The sequence below is a fragment of the Enterobacter sp. PP-008-ECC_S150 genome, from assembly GCF_045257065.1.
GTDB classification, from domain to species: domain Bacteria; phylum Pseudomonadota; class Gammaproteobacteria; order Enterobacterales; family Enterobacteriaceae; genus Enterobacter; species Enterobacter chengduensis.
This window is the reverse complement of sequence record NZ_JBJHHG010000018.1, coordinates 16,145-29,637: the sequence shown is the minus strand read 5'-3', so window position 1 is coordinate 29,637 and position 13,493 is coordinate 16,145. Positions and strand designations below refer to the sequence as shown.

Genomic DNA, 13,493 nt, shown 5'->3' with positions numbered 1-13,493 from the left:
GATGAGCAGATGGATGCAGCATGTTAGCAGCTCAGGTCACTGATAATACGTATAAAGGCTGGCAGGCGTCGCTTGCCCTGCAGTTTTGTCACACCCCTGAGAAAACCCTCCTGTACTCCGCACACCACCTCGGGCCCCTTACCGTTCAACGTCCGTTTTACCCTGAAGGGGAAACCTGTCACCTCTACCTGCTGCACCCGCCGGGCGGGATTGTGGGCGGCGATACGCTGGACATTTCCGTGCGGCTGGACGCCAAAAGCCATACGCTTATCACCATGCCCGGCGCCAGCAAGTTCTATCGCAGCAGCGGCCCGCGGGCTCGCCTGAGTCAGCACTTTTATCTCGATGACGAATCCACGCTGGAGTGGCTGCCGCAGGACACCATTATTTTTCCCGGCGCGAATGCCGCGCTGCGCTCAGTCTTCCACCTCAAAGCCTCCAGCACGCTGCTGGCGTGGGAGCTGTACTGTCTGGGACGCCCGGTAATCAATGAGACCTTCAGCCACGGCACGCTGGAGAGCCGCCTTGAGGTTTGGGTCGACGACGAACCGCGCCTGATCGAGCGCCAGCATCTTAGCGGGGGCGATCTCACCCCCGTCGCCGGCCATCCGTGGATCGGCACCCTGCTGTTCTATCCGGCCCGTGAAGAGCACCTGGAATCGGTGCGCGAGCGGCTCGCGCCGCTGGAAAATTTTGCGGGCGCAACGCTAACCGACGGCCTGCTGTCGGTGCGTTTTCTCTCCCACGACAACCTGATTTGTCAGCGGGTGATGCGCGACGTCTGGCGGTCGCTTCGCCCGCTTCTCACCACCAAAAACGCCTGTTCGCCGCGTATCTGGCAGACATAAGAGAAACGTTATGGAACTGACCCCCAGAGAAAAAGACAAGCTGTTGCTGTTCACCGCCGCGCTGGTTGCCGAGCGCCGCCTTGCGCGCGGGGTAAAGCTCAACTATCCGGAATCGGTCGCGCTGATCAGCGCCTTTATTATGGAAGGCGCGCGCGATGGCGAAACCGTCGCCTCGCTGATGGAGGCGGGCCGCCACGTCCTGAGGCGCGACCAGGTGATGGAGGGCGTCCCGGAGATGATCCCGGATATTCAGGTCGAAGCCACCTTCCCGGACGGATCCAAGCTCGTCACCGTCCACAACCCGATCGCTTAAGGAGCGCGTAATGATCCCAGGCGAATACCAGATCCAGCCCGGCACGATTGCGATCAACGTCGGGCGCGAAACCCACACCGTGATTGTTGAAAATCACGGCGACAGGCCGATCCAGGTCGGATCGCACTACCACTTTTATGAGGTTAACCCGGCGCTGAAGTTCGATCGGGAAGCCACCAGGGGATACCGGCTCAACATCCCTGCGGGCACCGCCGTGCGCTTCGAGCCGGGGCAAAAGCGCGAGGTGACGCTGGTTCAGGTTGCGGGCGCGCAGCGAATTTTCGGTTTTCGCGGCGAGGTAATGGGCGAGGTGCAGCATGGCTGAGATGTCGCGCCAGGCCTATGCCGATATGTTCGGCCCCACCACCGGCGATAAGGTGCGGCTGGCCGACAGCGAGCTGTGGATTGAAGTGGAAGACGATCTCACGGTCTACGGCGAGGAGGTCAAGTTCGGCGGCGGAAAGGTGATCCGCGACGGCATGGGCCAGGGGCAGATGACCGCAGACGGCTGCGTGGATCTGGTGCTGACCAACGCGCTGATCGTCGATCACTGGGGGATCGTGAAGGCCGATATCGGCGTGAAACACGGAAGGATCTTCGCCGTCGGCAAAGCCGGTAACCCGGACATTCAGCCCGGCGTGACGATCCCGATGGGTGCCGCAACCGAAGTCATCGCCGCCGAAGGGAAGATCGTCACCGCAGGCGGGATCGACACCCACATCCATTGGATCTGCCCGCAGCAGGTGGAAGAGGCGCTGGTCTCCGGCGTCACCACCATGATTGGCGGCGGCACCGGTCCGGCGGCGGGCACCAACGCCACCACCTGCACGCCGGGACCGTGGTATATCGCCCGCATGCTGCAGGCTGCCGATGCGCTGCCGGTGAATATCGGCCTGCTCGGCAAAGGTAACGGATCCAGCCCGGACGCCCTGCGCGAGCAGATTGCCGCCGGTGCCATCGGGCTGAAGATCCACGAAGACTGGGGCGCCACGCCTGCGGCCATCAACTGCTCGCTGGACGTCGCCGAGGAGATGGATATTCAGGTGGCGCTGCACAGCGACACGCTGAACGAATCCGGATTTGTGGAAGACACGCTGGCGGCGATTGGCGGACGCACGATCCACACCTTTCACACCGAAGGTGCAGGCGGCGGCCATGCGCCGGATATTATTACCGCCTGCGCGCATCCGAATATTCTGCCCTCTTCCACCAACCCGACGCTGCCCTACACCGTGAACACCATCGACGAGCATCTCGACATGCTGATGGTCTGTCACCACCTCGACCCGGATATCGCCGAAGACGTGGCGTTTGCCGAATCGCGCATTCGCCGGGAGACCATCGCCGCCGAAGACGTGCTGCACGATATCGGCGCGTTCTCGCTCACCTCGTCAGACTCGCAGGCGATGGGCCGCGTCGGGGAAGTGATTATCCGCACCTGGCAGGTGGCGCACCGCATGAAGGTCCAGCGCGGCGCGCTGCCGGAAGAGACCGGCGAGAACGACAACTTTCGCGTGAAGCGCTACGTCGCCAAATACACCATTAACCCGGCGCTGACCCACGGTATTGCCCATGAAGTGGGGTCGATTGAGGCGGGCAAGCTGGCAGATCTGGTGGTCTGGTCCCCGGCGTTCTTCGGCGTAAAACCCGCCACCATCGTCAAGGGCGGGATGATCGCCTGCGCGCCGATGGGGGATATCAACGCCTCAATCCCCACGCCGCAGCCGGTGCATTACCGCCCGATGTTTGGCGCGCTGGGTGCCGCGCGCCACGCCACGCGGCTGACGTTTATCTCGCAGGCCGCGGCGGCAAACGGCATCCCGCAGCAGCTTAACCTGCAGAGCGCCACGGCGGTGGTGAGAGGCTGCCGGACGGTGAAAAAGGCGGACATGATCCACAACGGCCTGCAGCCCAACATCACCGTCGATTCGCAAACCTACGAGGTGCGCGTCGACGGTGAACTGATCACTAGCGAACCGGCCGACGTTCTGCCGATGGCGCAACGCTATTTCCTGTTTTGAGGAGTGATGATGATCTATTTAACCCAACGCCTGGACCATGCCCACCCGGTAACCGCCAGCGTCACGCTGCCGATTGACGTGCGGGTCAAAAGCCGCGCCCGCGTATCGCTGAACGACGGCCGCGACGCCGGGCTGATGCTGCCGCGCGGCCTGCTGCTGCGCGGGGGCGACCTGCTGACCACCGACGACGGCAGCGAAGTGATCGAGGTGATCGCAGCAGCAGAGTCGGTCTCCGTGGTGCGCTGCGCCGATCCGTTCCTGCTCGCCCGCGCCTGCTACCACCTGGGCAACCGCCACGTGCCGCTGCAGGTCATGCCCGGCGAGCTGCGCTATCACCACGATCACGTTCTCGACGACATGCTGCGCCAGTTTGGGCTGGAGGTTACCTACGCCAGCCTGCCGTTTGAACCGGAAGCGGGCGCGTATGCCAGCGATGCCCATAGCCATAGCCACGCTCATACCCATTCACATTAAGGATCCCTCATGCGCAAGTATTTACCTCTGTTACTGCTGGCCTTTTCCGTACCGGCGCTCGCCCATCCCGGCCACGGGGCCGACAGCTTTCAGGCCGGTTTTCTCCACCCGCTGACCGGGCTCGATCACCTGCTGATGCTCACCGGCGCGGGCGTACTCTCGGCGCTCAGCGGCCGCAGGCTCCTGCTGCCGTTTGCCACGCTCGGGATGATGCTCGTGGGCGCGATTGCGGGCAGCCTGCTCGGCGGCTTTAGCGGCATGGAGATGCTGATTATCGCCTCGCTGGCGGTCAGCGGCGTGATGATGTTTAAAACCGAAAACCGTCTGCTGCTGGCGGTGCCTGCCCTGGCGATGTTCCACGGCTGGGCGCACGGCGTGGAGATGTCGGGCCACAGCTTCTGGCTCTTCACCAGCGGGTTTATGTTCGCCAGCGCCACGGTGCTGTGCGCCAGCTTCGCGGCAGGATTATTGCTGCGCCGTCACGACGGCCTGCGCAAAGCCTTCGGCGGCGGGCTGATCGTCTCCGCCCTGCTGGCGCTGATGAGCTGATGGAGCACGTTCGTCAGCGGCTGCGCCTGATGCAGCTCTCCAGCAGCAGCCTGCCGGTCGGATCGTTTACCTGGTCGCAGGGGCTGGAGTGGGCCGTTGAGGCAGGCTGGGTCGCGAGCGCCGACGCCTTTAAACGCTGGCAAGTTCAGCAGATGGAGCAAAGTTTTTTCTGCGTCGATCTGCCGCTGTTTATTCGTTTGTATCAGGCCTGCACGCGGCGCGATCTGGCTGCGGCCAAACGCTGGACCGCCTGGCTGCTCGCCTGCCGGGAGACGCGCGAGCTGCGCGAAGAGGAGCGCAACCGCGGGGCGGCCTTTACGCGCCTCATTAAAAGCTGGGAGCCGGACTGCCCGGCAGAATGGCTGGCACTAAGTAGGCAAAGCCAGCTCTGCGGCATGGCCTGGCTCGGCGTGCGCTGGGACATTAACGTGCGCGAGCTGGCGCTGAGCCTCGGCTACAGCTGGATGGAGAGCGCGGTTATGGCGGGCGTTAAGCTGGTGCCGTTTGGGCAACAGGCCGCGCAGCAGCTGATTATTGAACTGAGCGACCATTTTGCCACCGGGCTCGAACAGGCATTTTTGCGCAGTGATGACGAGATCGGTGCCGCAACGCCGCTGTCCGCCATCGCCTCCGCGCGCCACGAAACCCAATATTCACGACTATTCCGTTCCTGAGGAGTCAACATGGCTGATTACAAACATCCCCTGCGCGTGGGCGTGGGTGGCCCGGTTGGGTCGGGCAAGACCGCGCTGCTGGAAGCGCTCTGCAAGGCGATGCGCGACACGTACCATCTGGCGGTGGTGACCAACGATATCTACACCAAAGAGGATCAGCGCATTCTGACCGAGGCGGGCGCGCTGGCGCCGGAGCGCATTGTGGGCGTGGAGACCGGCGGCTGCCCGCATACCGCCATCCGCGAAGATGCCTCAATGAACCTGGCGGCGGTGGAAGCGTTAAGCGAGAAGTTCGGTAATCTGGATCTGATCTTCGTGGAAAGCGGCGGGGACAACCTGAGCGCGACGTTCAGCCCGGAGCTGGCGGATCTGACCATCTACGTGATCGACGTGGCCGAAGGGGAAAAAATTCCGCGCAAGGGCGGACCGGGGATCACCAAATCCGATTTTCTGGTGATCAACAAAACCGATCTCGCGCCTTACGTGGGTGCGTCGCTGGAGGTGATGGAGCGCGACACCAACCGCATGCGCGGCGAGCGTCCGTGGACCTTTACCAACCTGAAGGCGGGTGACGGCCTGGGGACGATTATTGCGTTTCTGGAAGAGAAAGGGATGCTGCGGGTGTAGTGCGGTTTGTTGCCGGGTGGCGGCTTCGCCTGACCCGGCCTACGGTTTTGTAGGCCCGGTAAGCGCAGCGCCACCGGGCAAAAAAACTCACGCCTCAGGCAGTTCCGCCAGCGGCCAGCGCGGACGCACGGACACGCTCAGGTCAGACGTTGCGCCCGCGTTCAGGCGCACCATCCCGGCGTAGGCGATCATCGCCCCGTTATCGGTGCAGAATTCCGGACGCGCGTAGAACACCTCCCCGCGACGCTTTTGCATCATATCGGCGAGCTTCGCGCGCAGCGTGCGGTTGGCGCTGACGCCGCCCGCCATCACCAGGCGCTTAAAGCCGGTCTGATCCAGCGCGCGCTTGCACTTGATCATCAGCGTGTCTACCACCGCATCCTCGAACGCACGGGCGATATCGGCGCGGGTCTGGTCGCTGTCATCGTTATTGCGAATCGTGTTGGCCGCGAAGGTTTTCAGCCCGGAGAAGCTGAAGTCCAGCCCCGGACGGTCGGTCATCGGGCGCGGGAAGACGAAGCGCCCTTCCGTTCCCTGCGACGCCATTTTCGAAAGCATCGGGCCACCGGGATAATCCAGCCCCAGCAGCTTGGCGGTTTTGTCGAACGCTTCACCGGCGGCGTCGTCGATGGACTCGCCCAGCAGCGCGTACTTGCCAATGCCCGTTACGCTAATCAGCTGCGTATGGCCGCCGGAGACCAGCAGCGCCACAAACGGAAACTCCGGCGGGTTTTCTTCCAGCATCGGCGCCAGCAGATGCCCTTCCATATGGTGAACCGGAATGGCCGGCACATCCCACGCGAACGCCAGCGAACGGCCAACCGTCGCGCCAACCAGCAGCGCGCCAACCAGGCCCGGGCCTGCGGTATACGCCACTGCATCAATCTCTTTTGCCGTTAATCCGGCTTCTTTCAGCGCCGCCTGAATCAGGGGAACCGTTTTACGCACGTGGTCACGAGAGGCCAGTTCAGGGACGACGCCACCGTAGTCAGCGTGCAATTTCACCTGACTATACAGCTGGTTGGCCAGAAGCCCTTTTTCGTCGTCGTAAATCGCGATGCCGGTTTCATCGCAGGATGTTTCAATACCCAGTACACGCATGAGTTGTTTTACCTCGTTTCAATACCGCGCAGTGTAGAGCCTGGGCGGGTTGATGTAAAACTTTGTTCGCCCCAGGAAGAAGGCTCGTGTATACTCCTCACCCTTATTAAAGTCCCTTTCAAAATCGCATCGGTGCTTTACAAAGCAGCAGCATTTGCAGTAAAATTCCGCACCATTTTGAAATAAGCTGGCGTTGATGCCAGCGGCAAACCGAATTTATTAAAGGTGAGAGTTACATGCCGGTAATTAAAGTACGTGAAAACGAGCCGTTCGACGTAGCACTGCGTCGCTTCAAACGTTCATGCGAGAAAGCAGGTGTTCTGGCTGAAGTTCGTCGTCGTGAGTTTTATGAAAAACCAACGACCGAACGTAAGCGCGCTAAAGCTTCCGCTGTGAAACGTCACGCGAAGAAACTGGCTCGCGAAAACGCACGCCGTACTCGTCTGTACTAATTGGTTGAGGGCTTCAGCCCTCAATTGACAGACAGAGTAATAGTCGTAAGGCCGTGCTTCCGGAAGGAATGCGCGGCTTGTTTTCGTTTATAAGTCGCTTAAAATTTTGGGGCATATGGCCGGAAGAATCCCACGCGTTTTCATCAATGACCTGCTTGCCAGAACCGACATCGTCGATCTCATCGACGCGCGGGTAAAGCTGAAAAAACAGGGCAAGAACTACCATGCGTGCTGTCCGTTCCATAACGAAAAAACCCCCTCCTTCACCGTAAACGGTGAAAAGCAGTTTTACCATTGCTTCGGCTGTGGTGCTCACGGTAATGCCGTTGATTTTTTAATGAACTACGACAAGCTCGAGTTCGTTGAAACCGTCGAAGAGCTGGCGGCGATGCATAACCTTGAAGTGCCGTATGAAGCAGGCAGTGGGCCAAGTCAGATCGAGCGCCATCAGCGGCAAACGCTGTATCAACTGATGGATGGCCTGAATTCGTTTTACCAACAGTCTCTTAAGCACTCTGCGGCTGAGCCTGCGCGTCAGTATCTGAACAAGCGCGGACTGAGCGACGATGTCATTGCGCGTTTCGCTATTGGTTACGCCCCGCCCGGCTGGGACAACGTGTTAAAGCGTTTTGGCGGCAATAGCGAAGATCGTAAGTCACTCATCGATGCAGGCATGCTGGTCACCAACGACCAGGGACGAAGCTACGACCGCTTCCGCGAACGGGTGATGTTCCCGATCCGCGACAAGCGTGGCCGGGTCATTGGTTTTGGTGGTCGCGTGCTGGGTGATGCCCTGCCGAAATACCTCAACTCCCCGGAAACCGATATTTTCCATAAGGGCCGCCAGCTTTACGGTCTTTATGAGGCGCAGCAGAATAATGCGGAACCTCCGCGTCTTCTGGTCGTCGAAGGCTATATGGACGTCGTGGCGCTGGCGCAGTACGACATCAACTACGCGGTAGCATCGTTAGGGACGTCCACCACCGCCGATCATATTCAACTGCTGTTCAGGGTGACCAACAACGTCATCTGCTGTTACGACGGTGACCGCGCAGGACGCGACGCCGCATGGCGTGCGCTGGAAACCGCGCTGCCGTATATGACCGACGGGCGTCAGCTGCGCTTTATGTTCCTGCCCGACGGTGAAGACCCGGATACGCTGGTGCGTAAAGAGGGCAAAGCGGCGTTTGAAGCGCGGATGGAGCAGGCTCAGCCGCTCTCCACGTTTTTGTTTAACAGCCTGATGCCGCAGGTCGATTTGAGTACCCCTGACGGGCGCGCGCAGCTCAGCACGCTGGCGCTGCCGTTAATCAGCCAGGTGCCCGGCGAAACGCTGCGCATCTACCTGCGTCAGGAGTTAGGCAACAAGCTCGGCATTCTGGATGACAGCCAGCTTGAACGTTTAATGCCAAAACAGGCTGAAAACGGCACGGTTCGCCCCGCGCCTCAGCTAAAACGCACAACCATGCGTATACTGATAGGGTTGCTGGTACAAAATCCCGAGCTTGCACCGCAGGTGCCGTCGCTGGCGGGTTTGGACCACGAAAAATTGCCCGGACTTGGCTTGTTTTCAGAGCTGGTCAACACCTGTTTGTCTCAGCCAGGTCTGACCACCGGACAACTTTTAGAGCATTATCGCGGCACAAAAGAGGCCGCTACCCTTGAAAAATTGTCGATGTGGGACGATATAGCAGATAAGGACATTGCAGAAAAAACGTTCACCGACTCACTCAACCATATGTTTGATTCGATGCTTGAGCTGCGCCAGGAAGAGTTGATAGCTCGCGAGCGCACACACGGTTTAAGCAGCGAAGAACGCCGGGAGCTCTGGATGATTAACCAGGAACTGGCAAGAAAATAAGTGAAAGACAACAGTATTTAACGGCTTAAGTGCCGAATATCGATCGGGAAGCCCCCGGCAGCCGCACTGAGAGGCAGCGGCAAAAATATAAGTACGCCCTCGCTTTAAAGGTTGGCAGCCCCATCGCCGACACCAATCAAACGAATTAAGTGTGGATACCGTCTTATGGAGCAAAACCCGCAGTCACAGCTGAAACTTCTTGTCCAACGTGGTAAGGAGCAAGGCTATCTGACCTATGCCGAGGTCAATGACCATCTGCCGGAAGATATCGTCGATTCAGATCAAATCGAAGACATCATCCAAATGATCAATGACATGGGCATTCAGGTGATGGAAGAAGCACCGGATGCCGATGATCTGTTGCTGGCTGAAACCTCCAACAACACTGACGAAGATGCGGAAGAAGCTGCTGCACAGGTATTGTCCAGCGTGGAATCTGAAATCGGGCGTACCACTGACCCGGTCCGCATGTACATGCGCGAAATGGGTACCGTTGAACTGTTGACCCGCGAAGGCGAAATTGACATCGCAAAACGCATCGAAGACGGGATCAACCAGGTGCAGTGCTCCGTTGCCGAGTACCCGGAAGCGATTACCTATCTGCTGGAGCAGTACGATCGCGTTGAAGCGGAAGAAGCGCGCCTGTCTGACCTGATCACCGGTTTTGTCGACCCGAACGCTGAAGAAGATATGGCGCCTACCGCCACTCACGTCGGTTCCGAACTGTCTCAGGAAGAGATGGATGACGACGAAGACGAAGATGAGGAAGAGAGCGACGACGACACCGCGGATGATGACAACAGCATCGACCCGGAACTGGCGCGCGAGAAGTTTGCCGAGCTGCGTACCCAGTACGAAGTGACGCGTGACACCATCAAAGCGAAAGGCCGCAGCCATGCCGCCGCACAGGAAGAGATCCTGAAGCTGTCTGAAGTGTTCAAACAGTTCCGCCTGGTGCCAAAACAGTTCGACTACCTGGTAAACAGCATGCGCGTGATGATGGATCGCGTACGTACCCAGGAACGCATCATCATGAAGCTGTGCGTTGAGCAGTGCAAAATGCCGAAGAAGAACTTCATCACCCTCTTCACCGGCAACGAAACCAGCGAAACCTGGTTCAACGCGGCTATCGCGATGAACAAGCCATGGTCTGAAAAACTGCACGACGTGAAGGACGATGTCTATCGCGGCCTGCAGAAGCTGCAGCAGATTGAAGAAGAGACCGGCCTGACCATCGAGCAGGTCAAAGACATCAACCGTCGCATGTCCATTGGTGAAGCGAAAGCCCGCCGTGCGAAGAAAGAGATGGTTGAAGCGAACTTGCGTCTGGTTATCTCTATCGCCAAGAAATACACTAACCGCGGTCTGCAGTTCCTGGATCTGATTCAGGAAGGCAACATCGGTCTGATGAAAGCGGTCGATAAGTTTGAATACCGTCGTGGTTACAAGTTCTCCACCTACGCAACCTGGTGGATCCGTCAGGCTATCACCCGCTCTATCGCGGACCAGGCGCGCACCATCCGTATTCCGGTGCATATGATTGAGACCATCAACAAGCTCAACCGTATTTCCCGCCAGATGCTGCAGGAGATGGGCCGCGAGCCGACGCCGGAAGAGCTGGCCGAGCGCATGCTGATGCCGGAAGACAAGATCCGTAAAGTGCTGAAGATCGCCAAAGAGCCAATCTCCATGGAAACACCGATCGGTGATGATGAAGATTCGCATCTGGGTGATTTCATCGAGGACACCACCCTCGAGCTGCCGCTGGACTCTGCCACCACCGAGAGCCTGCGTGCCGCGACGCACGACGTGCTGGCGGGCCTCACCGCCCGTGAAGCGAAAGTGCTGCGTATGCGTTTCGGTATCGACATGAACACCGACCACACGCTGGAAGAAGTGGGCAAACAGTTCGACGTTACCCGCGAACGTATCCGTCAGATCGAAGCGAAGGCGCTGCGTAAGCTGCGTCATCCAAGCCGCTCTGAAGTGCTGCGTAGCTTCCTGGACGACTAATCTGTCCTGACAGTGAAAAAGCTCCCAATCGGGAGCTTTTTTTTTGTTTATTCCCTCTCCCAGAGCATCAGCCCGCCGAGGACTACAGCCCCCGCACCATCAGCGCCTCATCCAGCTCACGATACGCCTCTACCAGCTTATCCAGCGAGGCTCTGTTCAGCCCGCTCGGGTTAGGCAGCACCCACACCTGCGTCACGCCAATCATGATGCTCTGCTTACCCCACTGCGTCCCGCGCTGGCTAAACGCCTGCTCGTAGGCCTGCTTGCCGAGAATGGCCAGCGCGTCGGGCTGATAATCCTCAATCTTCTTGACCAGCTCCCGCCCGCCGCTACGCAGTTCATGCAGGTTGACCTCGCTCGCCTGTACCGTCGGCCGCTCGACCAGCATGGTAATCCCGCAGCGCGTGTCCAGCAGGTGCTGCTCTTCTTCAGGCTTGAGTAACCTGTCGGTAAACCCGGCCTGGTAAATCACCTTCCAGAAGCGGTTCCCCGGATGAGCGAAGTGAAAACCGGTGTGCGCCGAGGACTTGCCTGGGTTAATTCCGCAGAACACCACCCGCAGGCCTGGGGCCAGAATATCGTTGATCATCTTTACTCCCGCTGATACATCGTCTGGTAAGTATAAAGGATTGATTATGCATTGTTTATAAAAACAGCAGGCAGGTGTGAATGGCTGGATTGCTGCGGGCAGTTACTTTATAATTCACCGCCACGGCCCCTTAGCTCAGTGGTTAGAGCAGGCGACTCATAATCGCTTGGTCGCTGGTTCAAGTCCAGCAGGGGCCACCAAATATCAAAGACTTACAATAACTGGTAAGTATTATCAATTCTCTAGGATACCCATAGGATACTTTAAGTGGGTATTTTGGAGTAACGGTTTGGCCGAAAGGCCTAAACTTCCAGTTGGGTCGTGGCGGCCAAAGTCGCTGGATCAACACTAAAAGCGCCACGGGTCTGGACTCTTGCTCCCAACTCATCAAGAGACGGCAGGAACCATGATGGAGAATTTATGTTCGACTCTATTATGGGCTCAGACCTGCTGTCTAAGCGTGCACAAGTAATCGCTGTGCTGTTTACGGCATTCGCTGCCGGCGGAGTTGCTCCGCTTTTAGCAGTGTTTATAGCAGTCTGCCTTTCTTATGTTTTGCATAGATAGCGTAAAAAGCCCGCCCGGCGTAAGCCGGGCACCCCTTCCTACCATTAGCAAATTATTTATATACAAGACATAGCCATTTTACCCCACGGGTTTCCGTATCCGGCTGTAAATGCGTGCATTCTGACCTCTGAGCCCTCACCATCAGCATCCACCAAGGCAACAACTGAAGCACCTACATCAGAAACTGATACCACTATTCTGTAGCCCGTTTCAGTCTCCATTGTTGTTGCCGATGGGTTCAAATCTGACATCTTGGGTGCCAAGCAGCGAACTACCTCAGCTGGTTTTTTTGGGCTTTTACCAGTGAAAATTGGAGGTTTGCTAGTAATAGTTTCTACTGAACAACCAGCCAGTAAAATCGATGCGACAAACAAGGAAAGTATCTTTCTCACTTCATCCCCTTCTTTATGTTTGAATCCAACCGCATAACGGATATGCGGGCTTAATTAATAGTGTTTGGCGAATGGATAAATGACTCTTGATTTTTCTCAAGATGCGCCTTCATATGCTCACACCAACCCGCAAAAATAGCTTGATCTGTACCAGGGTATGCTGTCAGAAAACACATAAGTATTTCGTCGGTAAGTTTGTCCTGCTGATCCCAGTCAACAATGAACTGTCTAAAAAGAGGGTAGGCCTTCGCCGGGTCCCTGTTCTGCCATGTCTCCACAACCTTATCGAAAGGAGGAACAATGTAAGTTACCTCCACCGGCAATGGCTCGTATTTTGTTGGTATTAATACCTCTAGGGTAAATACCTCACCTTCCGGCCAGAGTAGCATCTGATTTGTCAAAGCTGATCCTCCACATAGATACCTGCCGATATGATTGCACCGCCGATACGGCGCTTTCCATAAAGCAATGGTACCGGATAACCTTGCGCAGCAGTATTCGTAACGCCGCCAAATGCGTATGAAGCCTTATTGTCCGCACTTTGTTTGCTTGCAAGTCCAGTAGGTTGTGGAGAAAGTAATTGCACAACACCGCCAGCGATCATGGCCGCTCCAAGTTTCCAGGCGACAGGCCCCCATGTGCCGCCACCCCATGCCTGACCAACCGTAACTCCAATTGCCCCAACTACCACTAGTACCGCGCCGAGAATAGTTTGTAACATCCCTGCTTTTTTACTTCCAATTACCACCGGAACGATATGAATCTCGCGTCCATTGTTCGGAAATTCCAGGTCATCTGCCCCAATGTTCTTTTTTCCGACATAAATCGCATATGTTAAACCGCGAGCCCTGCTTGTATTCATGTATTTTTCGAATCCGGGAATTGTTACGGCCAGAGCCCGAAAAGCCTCATGCGTAGTCCTTACAAGGCGCTGGTGAGTTCTACCGAAGGTTTTGCCGAGCGGGCCAAACATACGGATAGTCGCAAGTGTTTCATTATTAGCTGTATTCAT

Annotated in this window: 16 protein-coding genes and 1 tRNA gene; 12 read left to right on the top strand and 5 right to left on the bottom strand. The window is 57.6% G+C overall.

Going from position 1 to position 13,493, the window contains the following annotated elements; genetic code table 11:
• Positions 1-20: 20 nt before the first annotated feature.
• From ACJBF3_RS18725 to ureG, 8 genes are read left to right on the top strand one after another with little or no spacing between them, the layout of a single operon-like run.
• Entirely contained in the window at positions 21-848 is an 828-nt protein-coding gene (locus tag ACJBF3_RS18725; protein ID WP_045330038.1) for an urease accessory protein UreD, read from the top strand.
• Positions 849-858: 10 nt separating this feature from the next.
• Entirely contained in the window at positions 859-1,161 is a 303-nt protein-coding gene (locus ACJBF3_RS18720; RefSeq protein ID WP_045330036.1) for an urease subunit gamma, read from the top strand.
• Positions 1,162-1,171: 10 nt separating this feature from the next.
• Complete coding sequence (locus ACJBF3_RS18715) at positions 1,172-1,486, top strand: urease subunit beta (protein WP_045330034.1); 315 nt, start codon at positions 1,172-1,174, stop codon at positions 1,484-1,486.
• Entirely contained in the window at positions 1,479-3,182 is a 1,704-nt protein-coding gene (gene ureC, locus ACJBF3_RS18710) for an urease subunit alpha (RefSeq protein ID WP_045330031.1), read from the top strand. The genes ACJBF3_RS18715 and ureC overlap by 8 nt, the downstream gene beginning before the upstream one ends.
• A 9-nt stretch (positions 3,183-3,191) precedes the next feature.
• The gene (gene ureE, locus ACJBF3_RS18705; RefSeq protein ID WP_045330028.1) at positions 3,192-3,656 is read left to right on the top strand and encodes an urease accessory protein UreE; all 465 of its coding nucleotides are present in this window, start codon (positions 3,192-3,194) and stop codon (positions 3,654-3,656) included.
• Positions 3,657-3,665: 9 nt separating this feature from the next.
• Positions 3,666-4,205 (top strand): HupE/UreJ family protein, encoded by a 540-nt coding sequence (locus ACJBF3_RS18700; protein WP_045330026.1) that lies wholly within the window; start codon positions 3,666-3,668, stop codon positions 4,203-4,205.
• The gene (locus tag ACJBF3_RS18695; RefSeq protein WP_045330024.1) at positions 4,205-4,879 is read left to right on the top strand and encodes an urease accessory protein UreF; all 675 of its coding nucleotides are present in this window, start codon (positions 4,205-4,207) and stop codon (positions 4,877-4,879) included. The genes ACJBF3_RS18700 and ACJBF3_RS18695 overlap by 1 nt, the downstream gene beginning before the upstream one ends.
• A 9-nt stretch (positions 4,880-4,888) precedes the next feature.
• Positions 4,889-5,506, top strand: a complete 618-nt coding sequence (gene ureG / locus ACJBF3_RS18690; protein ID WP_008503187.1) for an urease accessory protein UreG — start codon at positions 4,889-4,891, stop codon at positions 5,504-5,506.
• Between the two features lie 87 nt (positions 5,507-5,593).
• Here ureG and tsaD read toward each other — a convergent pair whose 3' ends face one another.
• On the bottom strand, positions 5,594-6,607 hold the full coding sequence (gene tsaD, locus ACJBF3_RS18685) for a tRNA (adenosine(37)-N6)-threonylcarbamoyltransferase complex transferase subunit TsaD (protein WP_045330021.1): 1,014 nt from the start codon (positions 6,605-6,607) through the stop codon (positions 5,594-5,596).
• Positions 6,608-6,843: 236 nt separating this feature from the next.
• On the opposite strand from tsaD, the gene rpsU reads away from it, so the two are divergent.
• The 3 genes from rpsU to rpoD all read left to right on the top strand — a co-directional run bounded on the left by rpsU (position 6,844) and on the right by rpoD (position 10,933).
• On the top strand, positions 6,844-7,059 hold the full coding sequence (rpsU, locus tag ACJBF3_RS18680) for a 30S ribosomal protein S21 (protein ID WP_001144069.1): 216 nt from the start codon (positions 6,844-6,846) through the stop codon (positions 7,057-7,059).
• Between the two features lie 115 nt (positions 7,060-7,174).
• Complete coding sequence (gene dnaG / locus ACJBF3_RS18675; RefSeq protein WP_045330019.1) at positions 7,175-8,920, top strand: DNA primase; 1,746 nt, start codon at positions 7,175-7,177, stop codon at positions 8,918-8,920.
• 165 nt (positions 8,921-9,085) lie between these two features.
• Positions 9,086-10,933 carry an RNA polymerase sigma factor RpoD gene (gene rpoD, locus ACJBF3_RS18670; protein ID WP_023333459.1) on the top strand — a complete coding sequence of 616 codons (1,848 nt, stop codon included), beginning with the start codon at positions 9,086-9,088 and terminating at the stop codon, positions 10,931-10,933.
• Between the two features lie 82 nt (positions 10,934-11,015).
• Here rpoD and mug read toward each other — a convergent pair whose 3' ends face one another.
• A complete protein-coding gene (gene mug, locus ACJBF3_RS18665) occupies positions 11,016-11,522 on the bottom strand; it encodes a G/U mismatch-specific DNA glycosylase (protein ID WP_045330016.1) in 507 nt (168 codons plus the stop codon).
• Between the two features lie 124 nt (positions 11,523-11,646).
• Here mug and ACJBF3_RS18660 point away from each other — a divergent pair.
• Positions 11,647-11,722 (top strand) — tRNA-Ile (locus ACJBF3_RS18660).
• A 423-nt stretch (positions 11,723-12,145) separates the two neighbouring features.
• Here the strand turns inward: ACJBF3_RS18660 and ACJBF3_RS18655 are convergent.
• Genes ACJBF3_RS18655 through ACJBF3_RS18645 form a run of 3 tightly spaced genes read right to left on the bottom strand, consistent with a single transcriptional unit; the run spans position 12,146 to position 13,493 of the window.
• On the bottom strand, positions 12,146-12,481 hold the full coding sequence (locus tag ACJBF3_RS18655) for a lipoprotein (RefSeq protein WP_047723294.1): 336 nt from the start codon (positions 12,479-12,481) through the stop codon (positions 12,146-12,148).
• 50 nt (positions 12,482-12,531) lie between these two features.
• Complete coding sequence (locus tag ACJBF3_RS18650) at positions 12,532-12,882, bottom strand: hypothetical protein (RefSeq protein WP_235836694.1); 351 nt, start codon at positions 12,880-12,882, stop codon at positions 12,532-12,534.
• On the bottom strand, positions 12,879-13,493 hold the full coding sequence (locus tag ACJBF3_RS18645; RefSeq protein ID WP_023304451.1) for a tail assembly protein: 615 nt from the start codon (positions 13,491-13,493) through the stop codon (positions 12,879-12,881). The genes ACJBF3_RS18650 and ACJBF3_RS18645 overlap by 4 nt, the downstream gene beginning before the upstream one ends.

Coding starts and splice junctions, on each gene's coding strand:
- ACJBF3_RS18725 (WP_045330038.1), top strand. CDS start 21: ATGTTAGCAGCTCAGGTCACTGATAATACGTATAAAGGCTGGCAGGCG.
- ACJBF3_RS18720 (WP_045330036.1), top strand. CDS start 859: ATGGAACTGACCCCCAGAGAAAAAGACAAGCTGTTGCTGTTCACCGCC.
- ACJBF3_RS18715 (WP_045330034.1), top strand. CDS start 1,172: ATGATCCCAGGCGAATACCAGATCCAGCCCGGCACGATTGCGATCAAC.
- ureC (WP_045330031.1), top strand. CDS start 1,479: ATGGCTGAGATGTCGCGCCAGGCCTATGCCGATATGTTCGGCCCCACC.
- ureE (WP_045330028.1), top strand. CDS start 3,192: ATGATCTATTTAACCCAACGCCTGGACCATGCCCACCCGGTAACCGCC.
- ACJBF3_RS18700 (WP_045330026.1), top strand. CDS start 3,666: ATGCGCAAGTATTTACCTCTGTTACTGCTGGCCTTTTCCGTACCGGCG.
- ACJBF3_RS18695 (WP_045330024.1), top strand. CDS start 4,205: ATGGAGCACGTTCGTCAGCGGCTGCGCCTGATGCAGCTCTCCAGCAGC.
- ureG (WP_008503187.1), top strand. CDS start 4,889: ATGGCTGATTACAAACATCCCCTGCGCGTGGGCGTGGGTGGCCCGGTT.
- tsaD (WP_045330021.1), bottom strand. CDS start 6,607: ATGCGTGTACTGGGTATTGAAACATCCTGCGATGAAACCGGCATCGCG.
- rpsU (WP_001144069.1), top strand. CDS start 6,844: ATGCCGGTAATTAAAGTACGTGAAAACGAGCCGTTCGACGTAGCACTG.
- dnaG (WP_045330019.1), top strand. CDS start 7,175: ATGGCCGGAAGAATCCCACGCGTTTTCATCAATGACCTGCTTGCCAGA.
- rpoD (WP_023333459.1), top strand. CDS start 9,086: ATGGAGCAAAACCCGCAGTCACAGCTGAAACTTCTTGTCCAACGTGGT.
- mug (WP_045330016.1), bottom strand. CDS start 11,522: ATGATCAACGATATTCTGGCCCCAGGCCTGCGGGTGGTGTTCTGCGGA.
- ACJBF3_RS18645 (WP_023304451.1), bottom strand. CDS start 13,493: ATGAATACAGCTAATAATGAAACACTTGCGACTATCCGTATGTTTGGC.